The sequence below is a fragment of the Streptomyces sp. NPDC026500 genome, from assembly GCF_055567635.1.
In genome coordinates this window covers 54,000-73,114 of record NZ_JBVHQB010000029.1, presented here as the reverse complement: position 1 = coordinate 73,114, position 19,115 = coordinate 54,000, and the positions used below count along the sequence as shown (strand labels likewise).

General features: G+C 68.3%; 14 protein-coding genes, 1 tRNA gene and 3 pseudogenes. 9 read left to right on the top strand and 9 right to left on the bottom strand.

Annotated features, from left to right (window positions below):
• Positions 1–2 precede the first annotated feature (2 nt).
• Positions 3–1,190 (top strand): substrate-binding domain-containing protein, encoded by a 1,188-nt coding sequence (locus ACZ4N5_RS36955; protein WP_467761405.1) that lies wholly within the window; start codon positions 3–5, stop codon positions 1,188–1,190.
• 78 nt (positions 1,191–1,268) lie between these two features.
• Here the strand turns inward: ACZ4N5_RS36955 and ACZ4N5_RS36950 are convergent.
• Positions 1,269–2,375, bottom strand: a pseudogene (locus ACZ4N5_RS36950) (discoidin domain-containing protein); the annotation flags it as partial.
• A 456-nt stretch (positions 2,376–2,831) separates the two neighbouring features.
• Between ACZ4N5_RS36950 and ACZ4N5_RS36945 the strand changes: the two are divergent.
• Complete coding sequence (locus tag ACZ4N5_RS36945) at positions 2,832–4,334, top strand: esterase (RefSeq protein WP_467761404.1); 1,503 nt, start codon at positions 2,832–2,834, stop codon at positions 4,332–4,334.
• A gap of 317 nt (positions 4,335–4,651) precedes the next feature.
• Here ACZ4N5_RS36945 and ACZ4N5_RS36940 read toward each other — a convergent pair.
• Positions 4,652–4,725 (bottom strand) — tRNA-Met (locus tag ACZ4N5_RS36940).
• A gap of 531 nt (positions 4,726–5,256) precedes the next feature.
• Between ACZ4N5_RS36940 and ACZ4N5_RS36935 the strand changes: the two genes are divergently transcribed.
• The 4 genes from ACZ4N5_RS36935 to ACZ4N5_RS36920 are packed head-to-tail and all read left to right on the top strand — an operon-like array spanning position 5,257 to position 9,534.
• Positions 5,257–6,528, top strand: coding sequence for an ABC transporter substrate-binding protein (locus ACZ4N5_RS36935; RefSeq protein ID WP_467761403.1), 1,272 nt, complete (start codon positions 5,257–5,259; stop codon positions 6,526–6,528).
• Complete coding sequence (locus tag ACZ4N5_RS36930) at positions 6,525–7,466, top strand: carbohydrate ABC transporter permease (protein ID WP_467761402.1); 942 nt, start codon at positions 6,525–6,527, stop codon at positions 7,464–7,466. Before ACZ4N5_RS36935 ends, ACZ4N5_RS36930 begins: the two co-directional genes overlap by 4 nt.
• Entirely contained in the window at positions 7,466–8,299 is an 834-nt protein-coding gene (locus tag ACZ4N5_RS36925; protein ID WP_467761401.1) for a carbohydrate ABC transporter permease, read from the top strand. Before ACZ4N5_RS36930 ends, ACZ4N5_RS36925 begins: the two co-directional genes overlap by 1 nt.
• A gap of 38 nt (positions 8,300–8,337) precedes the next feature.
• Positions 8,338–9,534, top strand: coding sequence for an ABC transporter ATP-binding protein (locus ACZ4N5_RS36920; RefSeq protein ID WP_467761400.1), 1,197 nt, complete (start codon positions 8,338–8,340; stop codon positions 9,532–9,534).
• A 409-nt stretch (positions 9,535–9,943) separates the two neighbouring features.
• Here the strand turns inward: ACZ4N5_RS36920 and ACZ4N5_RS36915 are convergent, their stop codons facing one another.
• Positions 9,944–10,168 carry a hypothetical protein gene (locus ACZ4N5_RS36915; protein ID WP_467761399.1) on the bottom strand — a complete coding sequence of 75 codons (225 nt, stop codon included), beginning with the start codon at positions 10,166–10,168 and terminating at the stop codon, positions 9,944–9,946.
• Positions 10,169–10,386: 218 nt separating this feature from the next.
• Here ACZ4N5_RS36915 and ACZ4N5_RS36910 point away from each other — a divergent pair.
• Positions 10,387–10,635: pseudogene (locus ACZ4N5_RS36910) on the top strand (IS5-like element ISAs34 family transposase); the annotation flags it as partial.
• A 111-nt stretch (positions 10,636–10,746) separates the two neighbouring features.
• Here the strand turns inward: ACZ4N5_RS36910 and ACZ4N5_RS36905 are convergent.
• From ACZ4N5_RS36905 to ACZ4N5_RS36890, 4 genes are all read right to left on the bottom strand, one after another.
• Positions 10,747–11,343, bottom strand: coding sequence for a hypothetical protein (locus ACZ4N5_RS36905; protein ID WP_467761398.1), 597 nt, complete (start codon positions 11,341–11,343; stop codon positions 10,747–10,749).
• Between the two features lie 662 nt (positions 11,344–12,005).
• The gene (locus ACZ4N5_RS36900) at positions 12,006–12,392 is read right to left on the bottom strand and encodes a hypothetical protein (protein WP_467761397.1); all 387 of its coding nucleotides are present in this window, start codon (positions 12,390–12,392) and stop codon (positions 12,006–12,008) included.
• A 165-nt stretch (positions 12,393–12,557) separates the two neighbouring features.
• Complete coding sequence (locus tag ACZ4N5_RS36895; RefSeq protein WP_467761396.1) at positions 12,558–14,546, bottom strand: glycoside hydrolase family 5 protein; 1,989 nt, start codon at positions 14,544–14,546, stop codon at positions 12,558–12,560.
• Between the two features lie 429 nt (positions 14,547–14,975).
• Positions 14,976–15,107: a hypothetical protein gene (locus ACZ4N5_RS36890; protein WP_467761395.1), complete on the bottom strand. Its 132-nt coding sequence runs from the start codon at positions 15,105–15,107 to the stop codon at positions 14,976–14,978.
• A gap of 175 nt (positions 15,108–15,282) precedes the next feature.
• Between ACZ4N5_RS36890 and ACZ4N5_RS36885 the strand changes: the two genes are divergently transcribed.
• The gene (locus tag ACZ4N5_RS36885; protein WP_467761394.1) at positions 15,283–15,435 is read left to right on the top strand and encodes a hypothetical protein; all 153 of its coding nucleotides are present in this window, start codon (positions 15,283–15,285) and stop codon (positions 15,433–15,435) included.
• Between the two features lie 176 nt (positions 15,436–15,611).
• Here ACZ4N5_RS36885 and ACZ4N5_RS36880 read toward each other — a convergent pair whose 3' ends face one another.
• Positions 15,612–16,070: a PPOX class F420-dependent oxidoreductase gene (locus ACZ4N5_RS36880; RefSeq protein ID WP_467761393.1), complete on the bottom strand. Its 459-nt coding sequence runs from the start codon at positions 16,068–16,070 to the stop codon at positions 15,612–15,614.
• Between the two features lie 88 nt (positions 16,071–16,158).
• On the opposite strand from ACZ4N5_RS36880, the pseudogene ACZ4N5_RS36875 reads away from it, so the two are divergent.
• Positions 16,159–16,280 (top strand): annotated as a pseudogene (locus ACZ4N5_RS36875) (IS30 family transposase); the annotation flags it as partial.
• A 112-nt stretch (positions 16,281–16,392) separates the two neighbouring features.
• On the opposite strand, the gene ACZ4N5_RS36870 reads toward ACZ4N5_RS36875, so the two are convergent.
• Positions 16,393–18,291, bottom strand: coding sequence for an N-acetylmuramoyl-L-alanine amidase (locus ACZ4N5_RS36870; RefSeq protein ID WP_467761392.1), 1,899 nt, complete (start codon positions 18,289–18,291; stop codon positions 16,393–16,395).
• Positions 18,292–19,115 lie beyond the last annotated feature (824 nt).

Below are 19,115 nucleotides of genomic sequence, written 5' to 3'. Positions count from 1 at the left end.
CGGTGTCCCACACCACCGCCACCGCCGCGCTCGACGACGCAGCACAACTCCGGCAACCAGCACCACACGAAGGGTTCGACTCCACCATGCGCTCACTCACCATCAGAAGCATCGCCGCCGTCGGCGCAGCTGCCCTGCTCACCCTGGGTACGGCCTGCTCCAACCACCGTGAGGGTTCCACCGCCGGCGCCGACGGCAAGGGCTTCGCGAAGGACGCCCTGATCGGCGTCGCCCTGCCGGCCAAGACCTCGGAGAACTGGGTGCTCGCCGGCGACCTGTTCACCAACGGTCTGAAGGAGGCGGGGTTCAAGGGCGACGTCCAGTACGCGGGCGCCTCGACCACCGTCGCCGACCAGCAGGCGCAGATCTCCTCCATGGTCACCAAGGGCGCGAAGGTCATCGTGATCGGCGCGACCGACGCCTCGCAGCTCTCCACTCAGGTCTCGCAGGCCAAGCAGGCCGGCGCCACCGTCATCGCCTACGACCGTCTGATCACCAACACCAAGGACGTCGACTACTACATCGCCTACGACAACTTCAAGGTCGGCCAGCTCCAGGGCCAGGCCCTCATCGACGGCATGAAGGCCAAGAAGCCCAAGGGCCCGTGGACGATCGAACTGTTCTCCGGCTCGCCGGACGACAACAACTCGAAGGTGTTCTTCGACGGAGCGATGGAGGTACTCAAGCCTCTCATCGACAAGGGAGACATCGTTGTCGGCTCCAAGCAGACCGACATCAAGCAGACCGCGACCCAGGGCTGGAAGGCCGAGAACGCCCAGCAGCGCATGGACTCGCTGCTGACCTCCGCCTACGGCGGCAAGAAGACCCTCGACGGTGTCCTGTCCCCGAACGACACCCTGGCCCGCGCGATCCTCACTTCGGTGAAGGGCGCCGGCAAGCCGATCCCGGTCGTCACCGGCCAGGACTCCGAGGTCGAGTCGGTCAAGTCGATCATGGCCGGTGAGCAGTACTCGACCATCAACAAGGACACCCGCAAGCTCGTCGCCGAGACCATCAACATGGTCAAGTCCCTGCAGAAGGGCAGCAAGCCGACGATCAACGACACCAAGTCGTACGACAACGGCGCCAAGGTCGTCCCGTCCTACCTCCTCCCGCCCGTCATCGTGACGAAGGAGAACGCGGCCCAGGCCTACGCCAACGACCCCAAGCTCTCGCCGCTCACGAAGTAGCGCCGCAGGAAACACCGATCACCGCCGTCGCCCGTCCCGGGGTACCTCCGGGACGGGCGACGGCGGTTCGCGTTCCTCCTACTCGATATTGATCTTGAAGGTACTGGTCGTATTGCGGATGTCCTCGGCGTTGCCGCTCATCCGCAAGTTGCGGAAGGTGGCTTCGCCGACAGCAGGACCCTGACCGGGCTCCGGCAACTCGTTGGCCCAGATGCCGAATCCCGACTTGGCGTCGAAGGCGTCTCCGCTCTTCTTGGAGTTCGTGATGGAGATGTCGGTGAAGATCGTGTCCTTCACCGGGAACTGGGGTTGGCCACCGGAGTAGTTGGTCTGGAACATGACGCCTCCGTAGGTGGACCCGTCAATGTCGACGTCGTTCACCCTGATGCCCTGGAAGACCTTGGAGGCGGAGAACGCCCAGATGGCGGGGAAGACCTGCGAGCCCCAGAAGTGTCCGCCCGTCCGCTCCAGGGACACGTTCTCGATCGTCGTGGGCTCGGTCCCGAAGCCGTTCATCGGGTAGCCGAAGTCCAGTGAGGAGATGGTGACGCCGGAGTAGACGAGGGTGTCGGCGACGCGGAGGTTGCGGAAGGTGTTGTTGTAGCCGCCGTAGACGGCGATCCCGGCCGCTCGCCAGGTGAGCGTCGATGTCAGGTTCTCGTAGAGGTTGTTCTTCTCGTCGGCGCCGCCGGCGTCGATCGCCGAGAAGAGGGCGAAGCTGTCGTCTCCGGTGGCACGGGCGTCGTTGTTGACGACATGGTTGTCCGTGGAGCCGTTCGTCATGTTGATGCCGTCGGCGAAGGTGTCACGGATGCGGGCGTTCTTGATGGTCATGCTGTCGGTGTTGGCGCCCCAGTAGAGACACACCATGTGCTCGACCCAGATGTTGTCGATGGTGATGTCGGAGACGTTGGAGAAGTCGAACACCTTGCCCGGTCCGTCGATCCGGGACGTGTAGTTGCCGAGGTAGGTGAACCCCGCGAACGTCGAACCCTTGGCGCTCGCCTCGGCCCGGAAGCCGACGTCGGTGTTCTCCTGAGAAGCGGGGGCGTGGAAGCGGGTGAACCAAGGCCCGGCTCCGACCACCTTGACCGCCTTGCCGTAGACCTGGAACTTGCTCGAGGTCTCGTAGTCACCTGCGGGCAGGTAGACGCCGACCAGTTGGCCCGTGGTGTCCATGCGGACCTAAAGTTACGCAATTTTTTGCGCTTTCATGCATGCCGCAAGAGCCGAACATCATGCAGACCATGTCGCGTCCACCGGGCGCCGTCCACGTCGGCGGCCCCTGAATCCGACGACTCTCCGCCGCGCCGAATACAACCCCGTACGAACTTGAGATGTCTTCTGAGTGGATGCAAGGGGGCGTTGCCCTCTCCGCACTGTCCAACGGGGGGAGGCCACGCGTGACTCCATCCAGCTTTGCGACGGGCGCGGTGGCGTCGTGGGCCCTCACCGAGCAGTTGGCACGCCTCTGCCCGCTGCCTGCCCCTGCCTCCGCCCCGCCTCCGCCCCTGAACTGTGCCTCGCCGTCGGCCGGGAAACCGACCCACGCACCCGCGCACCTTCGGCGCCCCGCGCACGAGACGCCGCGGCCGAACAGGACCCCGTAGACCAATCCAGAAACGAAGGAGGATCTCTCCAGTGCGTCACATAAGAAGCGCGGCTCTGACGGCCGCCGCACTCCTCAGCCTCGGTGGCGGCACGTTCGTCGCGGCCCCCGCGGCGCAGGCCTCTGTGCCCTTTCCGTCCATCGGCTGGCAGCAGCACAACTGCGACTACGACGGCAACGGGTTCGACGACGTACTGATCGGCGCACCGGCCGCCACGGTGAGCGGCACCAAGGCCGCCGGCTACGTCACCGTGCAGTACAGCTCGTCAAGTGGTCTCAGCACCACCAAGAAGAGCGTCCTTCACCAGAACACCTCCGGCGTCCCGGGCGCGGCCGAGGCCGGCGACGGCTTCGGCAGCGCCGTGGCCTCGGGTGACCTGGACAACGACGGTTACGACGACGCGATCGTCGGCATCCCCGGCGAAGACCTGTCCGGACTGTCCGACGCTGGCGGTGCCATCGTCTTCTGGGGCTCGCCGACCGGGCTGCACGGCAGCGACAGCACCTGGCTGCAGGACCCCGACCAGCTGCGGGCCGGCTCGAACTTCGGTCTGGGCATCGAAGCGGCCCGGTACTTCGCCCCGGACCCGGCAGCCCCGGACGCCAACCTGCGCGACAGCATCGCCCTCCTGGAGAACGACACGCTGCTGTTCTTCACCGCCGCGCCGGAGGCGCCGGCCCGGCAACTGAAGGCGGTGGACACGGGAGTCCGGGCTCGGGACATGAGCCCAAAGGCGACCGGGTTCGCCTTCCGGAGCCTCAGCCACGGCAACTACAACGAGGACTCATGGGCCGACCTGGCGATCTCCGGTGTGACCACCGGCGACCAGCCGGGCATCGGCGCCACCCAGGTGCTGCACGGCGCGCCCAGCGTCGAGGAACTGGGGGACAGCGGCGCGTTCGAAGGCGGTCCCGCGGTCGTCTCCAGCGACTTCAACCACGATGGCCAGGACGACCTGGCCATCGGCGACACCGGCGTCGGCTCGCCCGTCGGTGGATCGGTCTCCGTCTACCTGGGCCGGGGCGACCTCTCCGGCCTCGGCCCGACCCCGGCGCAGACGTGGACGCAGGACTCCCCCGGCGTCCCCGGCACAGCCGAGGCAGGCGACCGGTGGGGCGCCGAGCTGTCATCCGGTGACACCGACGGCGACGGCCGCCCGGACCTCGCCATCGGCGCGCCCGGCGAGGACGTGGGCTCCGTGTCCGACGCCGGTGCGGTCTGGACGCTGCGCGGCGCACCGGGCGGGCTGACGGCGACCGGAGCGCGCAGCTTCGACCAGAACTCCGCCGGCATTCCCGGCGCGGCGGAGGCCTCAGACCAATGGGGCGGTCAGGTGCGGCTGATCGACGCCGACAAGGACGGCCTGTTCGGCCTGCTGGCGGCGGCACCGGGTGAGAACACCGGCGACGGCATCGTGTGGGTCGTTCCCGCCTCGTCGTCGGGGTTGATCGCCAAGGGTTCGTGGACCTACAACGGGCCGAGCCTCGGGGCGCCGGTGTCCCACGGGCGGTTCGGCGCGGCGATCGACGAGTAGCGAAGCCGAGGAAGGCTGGGCGTTCAGCCGAGAAGAGCTGGGAGTTCACCGGAGTCCGTCACAACTCACCAGTTCTGCATGCCCCTTGGGGGGGCGGTGGTGTGCCTTTCTGGTCCCCCTTTGGCGCGGGTGGCGGGTCAGTTCGGGCGCCGGCGGCGTAATGGTTCGTACGTACGATCGTGGAGTCCACCGAGACGTCCCAGTCAATATCTCCCGCCGCGTCGGCCGGGCCTCGTGCCAGGCAGGAGCCGGACGTGGGATCGTCCGGGAAAGCGAGAGGGCCCGGATCGAATGGATCCGGGCCCTCTTCACGCAAGTAGCGGGGACAGGATTTGAACCTGCGACCTCTGGGTTATGAGCCCAGCGAGCTACCGAGCTGCTCCACCCCGCGTCGTTGTCCCCCACCGTACGCCATCACAGCAGGCGTCAAAGACCACCGTCTGACGCAGAGCTTCTGCGCCGCGAAGCCGACGTTGGTGGCGTACTCGTACTGTCCCGCCCGCTGGACGTGCTGGTGCGGGTGACCAGCGGCCATCGGCTCGCGGCCTGTGGGCGATGCCGATCGGCGCCTCGGCGGGCCGCGCCCTCGCTCTCCACGCCGGACTCGACGCCCCTGGGCACCGGCCGGCCTACTCCCTCCGGCCTGCCTTCCCGTCCTGGGCGCGGTGGCCTCGGCGGTGTCGGGCGCGGCGGAGGCCGACACCGGTTCGTCCGGCGAACCCGCCCGACCTCTTCACGCCCGCAGGATGGTTCCGCGAACAGAGGGCGTCTCTGCGGCGTGTGCCGTGTTCTGTGCGGCCGTTCGGATGACTGATCGGTGAGGCGTGCAGGGTGAAGCCGGGCGCGGGCCTAGCCTGTCGCGCGTCCGGGCTTTCCTCTGCTTCGTCCGGATTTCCCGTACTGGTCCGGAAGGAGTGTGAGGGTGGCGCCTTTGCCCGGCATCCGTGGCCTCCTGCGGGTTCTGCTCGCTCTGTGTCTGTCGGCAGCTCTGCTGGTCGGCTGCGGTGGCGGAGGGGGCGGGCCGGTGACGCTCAACTGGTACAACTTTCCCGATGATTCCGGTGCGTTGGCCAGTGCCGCCAGTGCCTGTTCCAAGCTGTCCGGTGGGCGCTACAGGATCAGTTACAACAAACTGCCTCGTACAGCGGACGGGCAGCGCCAGCAACTGGTTCGCCGACTGGCCGCCAAGGACGACACGGTCGACATCATCGGGCTGGACGTCACCTGGCCCGCCGAGTTCGCGGAAGCCAAATGGATCCTGCCGTGGACCGGGCAGAACCGCGCCGCGGCCACCCGGGACACCCTGGAGGTCCCGCTGCAGACGGCCACGTGGAAGGGCCGGTTGTACGCCGTCCCGTACAACACGAACACCCAACTGCTCTGGTATCGCAAGGACCTGGTCCCCACGCCGCCCGAGACCTGGGCCGAGATGCTCCTGATGGCCGCCCGTCTGGCGAAGCAGGGCAAGCCGCATTACGTGGAGATCCAGGGCGCGCAGTACGAAGGACTCACGGTCTGGTTCAACACGCTGGTGGAGAGCGCCGGCGGCTCCATCCTGAACGCGACCGCGACGGCTCCCAAGCTGGGCCCACCCGCCGTTCGCGCGGCCTCCATCATGAAGGCCCTGGCCACGTCCCCCGCAGCCGACCCGTCCCTGTCCAATCAGATGGAGGACCAGAACCGGCTGGCCATGGAGTCCGGCAGCGCGGCTTTCGAGATCAACTACCCCTTCGTGTATCCCTCGATGAAGGCGAACAACCCCTCGCTCTTCAAGCAGTTCCGATGGGCGCCCTACCCGGGGGTCGAAAAGGGGCGGCCGGCAAAGCCCACCATCGGCGGCATCGACCTGGCCATCGGCGCCTACACCCGTCACTCCGGGTTCGCCTTCGATGCGGCGCTGTGCCTGCGGAACCGAAAGAACCAGTTGACCGCGGCGCTGGAGGGCGGGCTACCGCCCACGCTCCGCCCGCTCTACTCGGACCCCGCTCTCGTCAAGAACTACCCGTTCGCCTCAACCGTTCTGGCGGCCCTGGAGAACGCCAGCATCCGGCCCAAGACCCCCGCCTACCAGAACGTGTCCATCGCGATCTCGCACACCCTGTCGCCGCCGAACGGAATCGAACCGAGACCGGACGTGCAGAAGATCAGCGGCCAGATCAAGGACGCCCTCAACTCGAAGGGGCTGATCCCGTGACCCCGTCGGCTCCGACCACCTCTCAGGACGCACCGGCGCCCAAAGACGGCCGCGCTCTGTCCGAAGGAGCCCGGCAGGAGCGCCGGTTGGGCTGGTTGTTGTGCGCACCTGCCGTGGTCGTCATGCTCGCCGTCACCGCCTACCCCATCGTCTACGCGATCTACCTCTCGCTCCAGAGATATGACCTGCGCTTCCCGGCACAAGCGCGGTTCGTCGGCTTCAGCAACTACGGCGCCGTGCTGTCCTCGGACTTCTGGTGGCAGGCTCTGTGGGTGACGGTGTTCATCACCGTGGTCTCCGTGGTCGTGGAACTCGTCCTCGGATTCGCCCTGGCGCTGGTGATGCACCGCACCATCTTCGGCCGCGGGACGGTTCGCACCGCCATCCTGATCCCGTACGGCATCGTCACCGTGGTCGCCGCCTACTCCTGGCAGTACGCCTGGACCCCGGAAACCGGCTACCTGGCCGATCTCCTGCCCTCCGGTTCCGCTCCCCTCACCGAGCAGTGGCCGGCCATCGGTCTGATCATCCTGGCCGAGGTGTGGAAGACCACGCCCTTCATGGCCCTGCTGCTGCTCGCCGGCCTCGCCCTGGTGCCGGAGGAGACGCTGCGTGCGGCCCAGGTGGACGGCGCCGGAGCCTGGCAGCGCTTCTTCCTGGTGACTGTCCCGCTCATGAAGCCGGCCATCCTGGTCGCCCTGCTCTTCCGGACCCTGGACGCCTTCCGGATCTTCGACAACATCTACATCCTCACGTCCGGCTCACACAACACCGGCTCGGTGTCCATCCTGGGCTACGACAACCTCTTCACCGCGCTCAACCTCGGCATCGGCTCAGCCATCTCCGTCCTCATCTTCCTGTGCGTGGCAGTGATCGCCTTCGCCTTCGTCAAACTCTTCGGGGCAGCCGCCCCCGGCTCTCAGGAAGGGGGACGCTGATGTCCGCCGCCGGACGACGACGCATGTCGGGGTGGGCCCTGGTCAACATCCTCGTGATCGTCTACGCGCTGTTCCCGGTCTGGTGGATCGTCGCCCTGTCCTTCAAGGACCCCAGCACCCTCACCGACGGCAGCTTCATCCCGACCAAGTGGACGTGGGAGAACTACCGCGGGATCTTCCAGACATCCGAGTTCACCCGCGCGCTGATCAACTCCATCGGCATCGCCCTGATCTCCACGGTGATCGCGGTGGTACTGGGCACCATGGCGGCCTATGCCGTCGCCCGGCTCCGTTTCCCCGGCAAGACCCTGCTGATCGGCATGTCGCTGCTGATCGCCATGTTCCCGCCCATCTCGCTGGTCTCGCCGCTGTTCAACATCGAGCGGATCATCGGCATCTTCGACACGTGGATCGGTTTGATCATCCCGTACATGACCTTCTCCCTCCCGCTCGCCATCTACACCCTGTCGGCCTTCTTCCGGGAAATTCCCTGGGACTTGGAGAAGGCGGCCAAGGTGGACGGTGCCACCCCGGCGCAGGCGTTCCGGCTGGTGATCGCTCCGCTCGCGGCGCCGGGCGTGTTCACCACCGCGATCCTGGTGTTCATCTTCTGCTGGAACGACTTCCTCTTCGCGATCTCGCTGACCTCGACCTCGGCGGCCCGGACCGTGCCGGCGGCCCTCGCCTTCTTCACCGGGAGCAGTCAGTTCGCCCAGCCCACCGGTTCGATCGCCGCCGCCGCCGTGGTGATCACCATCCCCATCATCATCTTCGTGCTGCTCTTCCAGCGGCGCATCGTGGCCGGGCTCACCTCCGGAGCCGTCAAGGGCTGACCGGCGGCAGCCGTTCGTCAGGACAAGAAGGACCGACCGTGGCAGAGATCGTTCTCGAAGGCATCACCAAGCGCTACCCCGATGGTGCGGTGGCGGTGAAGGACGTCAACCTCAGTGTCGGGGACGGCGAGTTCGTCATCCTCGTCGGTCCCTCCGGCTGCGGTAAGTCCACCACCCTCAACATGATCGCCGGGCTGGAGGACATCACCGAGGGCACCCTCCTGATCGACGGACAGGTCGTCAACGACAAGACCCCCAAGGACCGTGACATCGCCATGGTCTTCCAGAGCTATGCCCTGTACCCGCACATGAGCGTGCGCGACAACATGGGTTTCGCGCTCCGGCTGGCCAAGGTGGACAAGGCGACCATCCGCGAAAAGGTCGAAGAGGCCGCCCGCATCCTCGACCTGACGGAACATCTGGACCGCAAGCCCGCCAATCTCTCCGGCGGTCAGCGCCAACGGGTGGCAATGGGCCGGGCCATCGTGCGCGACCCGAAGGCGTTCTTGATGGACGAGCCGCTCTCCAACCTGGACGCCAAGCTACGGGTCCAGATGCGCACCCAGATCTCCCGCCTCCAGCAACGCCTTGGCAGCACCACGGTCTACGTCACCCACGACCAGACCGAAGCCATGACACTGGGCGACCGGGTGGTGGTGATGCGCAGCGGATTGGTGCAACAGATCGGGACCCCGCAACGCCTCTACGAGGAGCCGAAGAACCTCTTCGTCGCCGGGTTCATCGGTTCGCCCGCGATGAACTTCCTGCACGCCACGGTGGAGGACAACCGCCTGCGGACGTCGGTGGGCGACCTCGACCTCAGCGACCGAGTGCGCCGCACCCTCGAGCGGCACAACGCCCCCCGAGACCTGATCGTGGGGCTGCGCCCGGAGGCGTTCGAGGACGCCGCCCTGGTCGACCGGGGCAGGGTCGGATCGGGTACGACCTTCAGCGTGGACATCGACGTGGTCGAATCCCTGGGATCCGATGTCTACGCCTACTTCACCGAGGACGAGTGGCAGCCCACCGCCACCTCCGAACTCGCCGAGCTCGCCGCCGACTCGGGGGTGACCGACACCGGCGCGGGCGGGCACCAGATCGTCACCCGCCTCAACGCCTCCACGCAGGTGCGCGAGGGCAGTCGGGCCGAACTCTGGGTGGACACCGCCAAGATGCACGTCTTCGACCCGGCCTCAGGGGCCAACCTGACACTGCCCGACGAGCCTGCCGACTGACCTCTTGGAGCGGGATGTGTCACGGCAACCGTTGATCCGCGGAGTCAGCCGGCCGTCGAACGCTGTCCGGAACACGCAGAGGGCACCTTCCAACGCGAGGTCCAGAGGCGACGGCGTTCGCCCACGGCGACATCGCAGCCACGGCGGTTTCAAGACCTCGTGCAGGCCACGGCCAGTCGACGCAGCCCCCACGCCCTGAACCGGCCGCTCACGAAGATGCCCACACCGAGGGACAGTGATCAGCAAACCCGAAGCCCCGCCTTCCATGCGCGACCGGAGTCCACCGCCAGCAGTCCTGCATGTCCGTCCGACCTTGCCGGCCAGACCTCAGTGACCGCCGTGCCCATGGTTCGCGTCGAAAGGGTCGAGGGGTTCCCGCCCCATGACGCGTTTCGCCGGGTGAGCTCCGCTATTTGCGAACTCGGTAGACCTTGATGTCCTTGTTGACGAAGAGGTGGACGTAGCCGCACCGCCAGCAGATAAGGCCTGTGGCGTTCTCGTCGGCCCACGCCAACTTGAAGAACTCCATGCCGGAGCTGTTCAGCAGGACATCCCGCACCCGGAACAGGTCCCCCTCGCAGAACTGGCAAGTGATCCAGATCTCACCCAGTGCCGCACGTACTGGCTTCGCCATCTCGCGGACGCCCCCCGTCGTTGCCATATGGACAGAGCGAGACTACCGGGCAGTACGAACCGCTCACATCCTGCTGGGCCTGTGCGGAGTCGTGATCGTGGGACAGGTGATCGGCTCCGGCGACTGCGCTCGAACTGGTAGAACGCGAGCGGCGCAAGCGGCAGGCCGCCGGCGAGGCGGTGACCCCGGCCGAGGAAGCCGAGCCGGATCCGGAGCGCGAGGAGCGCCGCCAGCAGCGGCGCCGATGTCGGACGCGGTTGAAGGCGGCAGCCCTGGGCCGCTCCCGCGGCGGTCTGACCTGCAAGGTTCACCTGTCGGTCGACCGACGCTGCCGTCCGCTGCCGTTCGTGGTCACCCCCGGACAGGCCGCCCACAACCCTCAGCTTTTCGCCGTGCTCGCCGGGGTGCGGATGCCTGGGCCGGTCGGACGTCCGCGCCCCCGGCCCGGTGTCGTGGCCACTAGTAGGCCATGTCTTCGCATCGCCTACTCGACCGACGAACGAGATATCTGGTGACCAGCGGCGGCCAATATGGCAACCACCTACCGTTGCAGCACCCGGAGCGCTGGTGTCTCCCGCTCAGCGAAGACCGCGCTTCTCGCGTTCGGCATCGATCAGCTCCTCCATGAGTTCCTCCGGATTCACCGTGTACTCAGTGTCATCGAGGGCGTCGTAGTCCTGGGTGCTTAGCGGTAGGCCAAGCTCGGCGAGTTCGGCGGCCAGTCGTGTGAACGCGATTCGCTCGTCGGGCTCGTCCTGGTAGCTTGCCTGCTCCGCGGCGGACCCCTCGGCCAGGGTGAGGCCGACCGGGCCCCAGAAGGTGAACTCGGTGTCCAGCTCTACGAGGCGCCAGGCACGATCCGCGGGTTCGTCGGGGTGCAGCCAGTAGCCGATCCACCCCTTTCCGCCCTTCGCCACGAGCTTGACGTACTTGGCCATCTCCGCGGCTCCGGCATTGACGGCCTGCATCTCCGGGTCCGCGATTTCCTTTTCGCTCAGATAGCTGGTGTCCAGGAGCGGGTGGACCTCTCCCGCCTCGAAGAAGTCGAGGTCGAGAAGGCGGGTGAAGTCGGTGCGGCCTTCCCACTGCGCCACCAGCAGCACGCGCAGATCGTCGGGTATTGGACGGCCGTCCAGCCGCTCGCGGGAAAACTCGGCGAGCCGATCGTCATACATAAGCCCTCTTCACAGGTCGAGCGAGATCCTCCCGTCAACGTAACAGCGGTGTCTGACAAGAGGTTGGGCATGCCGACGGCTACCGACCACCCCCGTGATCCGGACTCCGCACTGGCCCTAGAGCACGGAGTAACCCCCATTCAGGAACCACGCCATCTGGTGGCCGAGAGCCCGAAGTGCCCCCCACTCATGCGAGCCGGCCGTGCGGCGGCTGACATCAGCGGCTGAGCTGACACCGACAGGCGCGAACAGCAGCGTCCGAAGCTGGACCTCAATGGACGATCGGCCGAGGCTCAGGCCCGGTTGGTCGACGTCGACAGTCCCCCGTCATCGACCTTCGACATTCGTGCCCATAGTCCGCATCGAGGGGGTCAGGGCCTTCGGCCGAGGGCCGGCGTCCTGGCGAGTTGACTCGGTCAAGAGGCGTGGACGGCGGCGCGATCAACGCTGGGCGCCAGGACCCGAGGTCGGTGGGCACGGCTCCACGCACGGCCTGACGGGCAGCGTCCGTGTGCCGGTGGGCGGGCACGATCGCCGTATCGACGTCGACAGCCCGGTCGGGACCATCGTCCGCGTCGGCTTGGACCGCAGGCGCGACGAACACACGTTGCCTGGTTCCGTCGGCCGGCCCACCCCCGAGGTGGGCCGGCCGACGGCGACCACTACGCCACGTGGAGGGTGTACTGACCGGAGGTGTGCGCGGTGAACCGCCAGCCGCCGGGCTGTTCCGTCAGCCGGTTGCCGGTGAGGCCGCTCCCCGTGACCTCCGGGCGGCTGGGGCCGGGGACCCACACGTCCAGGGTGCCCGCCCCGGAGCCCGACAGCCGCAGGTCCCGCGTGGTGACGGAGGAGCGCAGGGAGTTCAGGCGACCGGGGGCGCTGCGCGGGTAGGCCTGGGACAGCGCCGTGGTCTCGAAGGCGGGGCTCGGCAGCGGCTTGCCGTCGGGGCAGGTGTACAACACCACGCCGCCGCCCGAGGTGGTGGCCGCGGGGTCGTTCTGCGGATCACCGCAGGCCTTCTTCCACACCCAGATCGCCGAACCCAGCACGTCGGTGTTCTGCCGTTCCAGGAAACGGTCGAACCGGGAGCGGAATTCGTCGGGGTCCCCGAACCATCCCCACTCGCCCGACCACAGCGGTGCGCCGTACGCCCGGGCGGTGCGCTCGGCGGTGGTGTAGCCCTGCTCGATCGAGGTCAGCGTGACGCCCAGGCCCTAGTCCATGGTGATCGACTCGCTGTACAGGTGAGGCGAGAAGACGAGCAGTGGGTCATCGGCGAACCCGACCGGTGGGGTGGTGTCGAAGCCGAGCCCCGACCAGAGGATCGAGGGCTCGAAGAACACCAGGTGGTGGAAGCCGCCGGAAGCCCGCGACTCCGCTGCCCGGATCGAGGTGATCGCCTGCTGGTAGAGGCGTCCGAGCAGGAGGGAGGAGGTGACACCGGGGGCGTCGCCCGGGCCGGGCTCGTTGAGGAGGTCGTAGCCGGCGACGGCGGGATCGTCCGCGAAGTCCGCGGCGAGGCGGCCCCAGGCGCGGGCCAGCTCGGTGCCGATACCGTCGGTGTCGTCGTAGAGGTTGGTGAACGCCTGCTGCACGTTGGGCGAGAGGTCGCGGCCGAGGAAGCCGCAGGCCCGGGCGCCGTCGGTGAGCGTCGCCCAGTCCGGGGCGCCATCGTTGCCGAACTCGGGTGTCGCCCCGGGGCGGCAGTGCGTTCCCGGCGTCGCGCTGACGTACTTGGAGAAGGTGTCCTGGTGCATGTCGAGGACGGTGTGGATCCCGTGCGCGGCGGCCTGGTCGACCGCGGTGCGCACCCTCGCCAGATACGCCTCGTCGAAGACGCCTCGCTTCGGCTCCAGGACCGACCACGACAGGGCCAGCCGCTGGACGTCGAATCCGTACCGGGCCATCAGGGCGTAGTCGGAGTCCTCCAGCGGCCACACCGTGCGCTTGGCCGGGTCGGGCTGCCCGTAGTCGATGAGCTGGTTGACGTTCACGCCGCGGAGCAGCACCTGCCGCCCCGCGCTGTCGCCGATCACCGGAGGCTGCCCGTTCCGGCGCAGGACGGTCAGCGGCAGCAGACCGTTCCGGTCGCGGCCCGCGGCCTGCCGCGGCGCGCCGCCGGAGGCCGCCGCTGTCCCCGTCGTTCCCGGTACCAGGGCGCCGGCGGCGAGCGCCAGCACGGCGGCCACCGCGACGGGCGCCCAGCGGACGGCACGGGCGACGCCCGTACGTTCGGCCGGGGCCGTCCGGCGCGTCCGCGCCCGTACGACGGCCCAGGGCAGGGCCACGAAACATGTGCACACGCCCGCGGTCACACCCTCCGCGGCCCGCACCAGAACGGACGCGACCGGGAAAAGAGCCCCGCCGAAGCCCTCCAGGCACCCGTCCAGCACCCACAGCAGCGAGAAGCCGAGGGCTCCGGCCGCGGTGAGCGTCGCCGCGAGCGACCACAGCGTCACCCCGGCGCCGTCGCTGGTCAGGTCCGGCGACACCACTCGACGCCAGAGCAGGACGCCCGCGAACGCCGCCGCGCCCCCGGCGACGAGTGCCGCGACCCCGGGGCCGGGCGTGGGGCCGGCGGCCCAGGCGAACACGCCGGTACCCGCCTGGAGCGCCACGGCGGCGCCGGCCGGCAGCCACGCGAACTCGGCGACCCGGTCGACGCCGGCGCCCGAATCCCCTGCGGCGCACTCGCCGCGGAGGCGCCGCACGCCGATCCGGTACGCCGACGCCGCCACACCCGCGACCAGCGGCCCGAACACGGCGTACTTCGCGCCGGTCAGCCCGCACTCGGCGAGCAGCGATCCGGCCGTCGGGAGCAGGTGCAGCCCGCCCGGTCCGGCTATCGCCAGCAGCAGCACGCTGTAGGCGAGCTTGGCCAGGAACGCCACCAGGATCAGACTCGACCAGACGGCGCCGAAGACCCATCGCGCCCTCGCCCCGGGGGCCGCGGCGCGCACCAGCCGGTGGACGGCCACCGCGCTGCCACCGATCAGCAGGGGCAGGAACACCACCGTGGCCCAGGCAGGGCTTGTGGCGTTGCGGGGTACGAAACCCGCGTCCAGCCAGTTCTCCGGAGCGAACAGTCCGGTCCCGTCGGCATAGCCGAGGGCAGCGCAGAGAACCGCGAGTACGGCCGCGGTGGTGAGGGACGCTGTGCGGGCAAGCCTACGGCCACCGCGCTGATCATCGGCAAGGAGCATGGATGCAGAAGATAGGGCAGTCCGGAGGTCACGCATAAGGTCTGTGAGCAGGAATTTCTCCGGATCCGCGACGCCCGGACAGGTCCGGACGGCACGGTGGCCCCGGGCTGCTCGACCGAGCCTTCCGCCGGAGCGGGAGCGGAAATCCGAAATCGCTCCCCCGGCTTGGGAGTTACCCGAACCGGCACTCCTCTTCCCTGGAGTCGATGCCCCGCAGGTTCCCTGGAGTCGATGCCCCGCAGGCGGACCGCGCCCTCCATACGAACGTCGGATCACCGGGACGACTCCCCCGCCGAGGGCGAAGTCGGCCGGTGTCGGTGACCGCCGCTCTTTCCCGCCGCCCCCGCGAGGCAGCGGGCGCGGCCGGGAGAGCGGATGCGGCGTCATGCGCGGGGCTTGCCGGGACCGCCGACGTCCCCAGGGGCTGGGTCACCCGCCCATCGGGCCCTTCCCGCAGTCGGGTGTGCGTGTCTTGGGCGATCCTGTGCAGGCGTCCGACCAGAGCAGGTCGTTCTCGGCCACGCCGCGAACGACGGTCAGCACCGTGTCCACCGCCTCCACGGCCTCCCCCGTCCACACGCCCGGCGGCAGCCCGGCTCTCGCGTACGCGGGATACGGGTGGCGAGTTGTGGGCTTGATGCGCTTTGACGGACACCGAGATCAGGGGTTCAGCCCCGGTCTGATGTCCTTCATGGAGAGCATGGAGAAGTAGACCGAGACCGCGGTGCGTGACTGGGTGAAGCAGGTCGAGACAGACGCGGCCGAGCGTGACGGCCTGGTGAGCAGTGAACATGAAACGCCGGCCGCGATGCGGCGGGAGAACCGCCTGCGCGAGGACGTCGACATCCTCAAGCGGGCCACGGCTTTCCTCGCGCAGGAGACCCGGTGACGGCGCACCCGTTCTTCGAGGCGGAGAAGCAGGGCGGGACAACTCGGCTTGCCGCTGGCGTTCGTCACGCGAAAGCCCCGCTCGGCTCGATCGTGCTGATCCGCCTGACATTGGGCGTTCTCATCGAGGCGGCGCAGTACGGCATGAACACTGGTCGCACCGCGGACGTCGAGGCCTTATTCCTTGATGTCGAGCGCCGTTCCATACATCCGGTCCACCTTCAACCGGATGACCACGCGGCGTTCAGCGACCAGCTGCCTCAGGAACGCATCTTCGTCTTCTGGTTCCGCGCCCTTCGGGATCATCCCGAGTAGTTCGCGCCCCACTGCGTCACCGGGAATCATCGTCACCTCGGAGACCTCGGCCTTGCCCTCGGCGGCTGCGAACGACCACACGTCGTCGCCCTGCACATGCAGCGCGGCATGCGGGTCGCGCCGCAGGTGCTTGACCTTGACGCGGTCGGCCGTAGTCGAGAACCGCACGATGCGATCGTCGGCATCCCAGCTGTAGAGCATGGTGGTCAGGTGGGGATGGCCGGTGCGCTTGACAGTGGCGAGGGTGCCGAACTGCTGCTTGCCGAGCAGCTTGGAGAGGGCTTCGTCGGACAGTGGGCGAGGAGCGGGTCCTTGACTCATGACCTGATCAACGTCCGTGGCCCCACCAGTATTTCTGGCGTTCCGTCAGGCCAACAACTCGCTTTCGCAACCGGCCTCCCCCACGGCAACCGACGTCACCGGTCACGACCGCGAACATCCGCATCCGGTCGCCGCCGAGCACAACGGACGCCCGCACAAGACGCTCGGCTGGAAGACCCAGCCGAGCGCATGCGCAAGCTGCTCGCGGCTCGATCAACGCGACCGCGTTCGGCGACGACCCTCGAACCTCGCCGGAGGCGGAGGTCCTTCAGGTCTTTCGAGACTCATTCGACGGATCGGTGCGATGGGCCGGAGCCCGAGGTCACGCGCCGCTCGCCGTCACATCCGCGGAGTAGACCAGCGCGACACGGTGGTTGTACTGGATGGTGTACATCTGCTTGGCGCCGATGACGACCGCCCCGGACGTGAAGTAGTCGTCGGTGTTGGCCGGCGGCCGGGTGGCGACGTACGCCTGACCCGCGGGGACGGTGTAGTAGCTGATGGGCGCCTGCGTCGAGGGGGACAGCCCGGCAGGGTACTCCGCCCGGTCGGGGTAGCTGGAGCCGTAGACGGCCACCGGCGTGGTGGCCGCGGCCGAGACCAGCGTCACGCCGTACGCGGGAGTGGTGTTGATGCCGCCCGGGTTGTAGAACCAGACCTTCGCGCCGCTGTACCAGATGGCGGTCCAGTCGCCGTCGACGTCGGCCACCACGAACTGCTGTCCCGCCTGGGCGGTGGATCCCCAGTCGCTGATCCGGTCGGTGCCCGCGCCGCCCTTGTGAATGGCCTGGTCACCGAAGAGCGGGGCGGTGTCGTCGGGCGCGGTGCGCAGGAAGACGAAGTTGGAGGCCTGCTGCTGCCTGGTGCAGGCGGGAGTGGCGCCGGTGGGGTCGTCGCCGGGGCAGATCTGCACGGTCTGCTGGTTCTCGGTGAAGCCGGGGGTGATCGTCACCGCCGAGCCGACCGGCCCGACCCCGTGCTCCCCCGTCACCGGAGCGCCGAGCAGGCTCATGAGGTGCTCCCAGTCCCAGGAGGTGCCCGGGTCCCAGTGCATGCCCGCGACGAGGCTGGAGTTGGGGCCGGCGACATTGTCGTGGCCGATGATGTGCTCACGGTCCAGCGGTATGCCGAAGCGGTCCGAGAGGTACCGCACCAGGGAGGCCGTGGCCTCGTACTGCTCCTCGGTGTACCAGGTGCCTCCGTGCGCGGCGTAACCCTCGTGCTCGATCCCGATGGAGTGCAGGTTCGTCGAATAGTTGCCGGCGTGGAAGGCGACGTCCTTGGTGGGCACCATCTGCGTCACGGCGCCGTCCGAGGAGCGCATCACATAGTGCGCGGCACTGCCGCCCGGGTTCTGGAACGTCGAGATGGCCGACTGGTACGACGACTCGGTGTCGTGGATGACGATGGTGTCGATCCTGACGCCGTTGGCCGGACGGTTGGAGACCTGGCCGTTGGACGACGCCGCCGGCACGAAGGTGCACGAGACCTCCGGCGGGCACTCGGTCGCCGCGGATGCCGCGACGCGGGTCAGGGCCAGCCTGCTCAACTGCCCGGTCGCGAGGCGGACCTTCCGGTCGCCGCTCATCGACACCCGCTGGCCGTCGAGGGTGGTGCGCGCCGCACCGTTCCTGATGGTGGCGTAGACGCGGTTGGCGAACGCCGTGGCGCCCCGCTTCTGCGACGAGCCGCTGTAGCGGGCCACCGCTCCGTACCACTGGCCGGCGTCCGACGGCCGATCGCCGGTCACGGCCTGCTGGTACGAGGCGAGCAGCGCGGCACCCCCCGCGATGTTGGCGGCGGGGTTGTCACGCAGCTCGGCGAGGGAGAGGCCGGTGAGCTTCGCCGCCGCCTGCAGCGTGTGCAGGGCGGGGTCCTTCGCCATCGCGGCGAGGTCCGCCCGCCCCACCGCCCCGGCCGGACCGCCGGCCAGCATCGCGGGGGTGACATCGGTGAGGTGCATCGGGCCGTAGCCGCCGCTGGTGCTCATCTGGCCGGAGTGGGCGTCCCACGCCGACTCCTGATACGCCACGGCGAGCAACACCGCGGCGGGGATGCGGTACTTGGCAGCGGCCGCCGCGAAGGCGTGTTGCTGTGTGCTCGGCCCTGCCGGCGCGGCGGTACCGGCCTGTGCGGTCGTCGGCACCACGGCGGTCAAGGCTCCCGCGGTCAGCACACTCGCGGCGGCCAGACCCATCAGCCGATACCGTGACACAAGCATGCAAGAAGCCTTGACCGTTGTCTTCTTCGTCTTCACGTGTTTCCGTACTCCAGAACAGCCGGGAAAGAGTGAGCGGCGTTGTCTGCCGGATGGGCGAGCTGTGCCGCTTCAAGGCGGGAACATGAGGAAAATGCCGAGATCGCCGCATGGCGAACAGTCCCGAAAGGACTCGCCGTTGCGATACAGCACTTCATGTCGAGGTGTCAAAATCCTTACGGATTAGATGCGTTGGAAGTATAGGCAGGTGAACTCGGCCGTACAAGCAGCCCTTTGAGTCATCGGATTGCGGGCGAGGTCAGGGATTCCTAGGTCCTGGCCGACGTATCGGATCAGGGCCCGTCATTTGGTCCCTGAGGCTGCAAAAGCCGGTTTCAAGAGGCACACCACGGCAAACCGGCATGGGATAGGGACAGTTCGCCGCCCCGCCGTTGTGCAGCGGGCCTTGCGCGTGGCCTCGTCGTCTGCTGCCTGCGCATCGGCGGCACGCGTGCGTCGGATCGACGCGCATCTCACTTTCGAACGGCCGGGCTTGGGGCTCGACCGTGTTCACAGGCCGAGCCCTGGTGGCGACGTGCCCTTGCTGCCAGGCCGATGCGTTCGCGGACACCTGCCGCCGGGCGGGCGTCAATCCCGAACATGAGCGCCGTCGGCGCCTCGGCGGACAGCGCGCTCGCCGTGCCCCTCAACGCAATCCGCGAACCGGAAGCGCTCCAGGGCCGGTGGGCCCGCGCGCCGACGAGCCCGAAGCACGCATCGGCCGACGCCCTCGGCGACACCGCACAACACTCGACGCCGGCACAACAGCTCGGACACCACAGCCCATC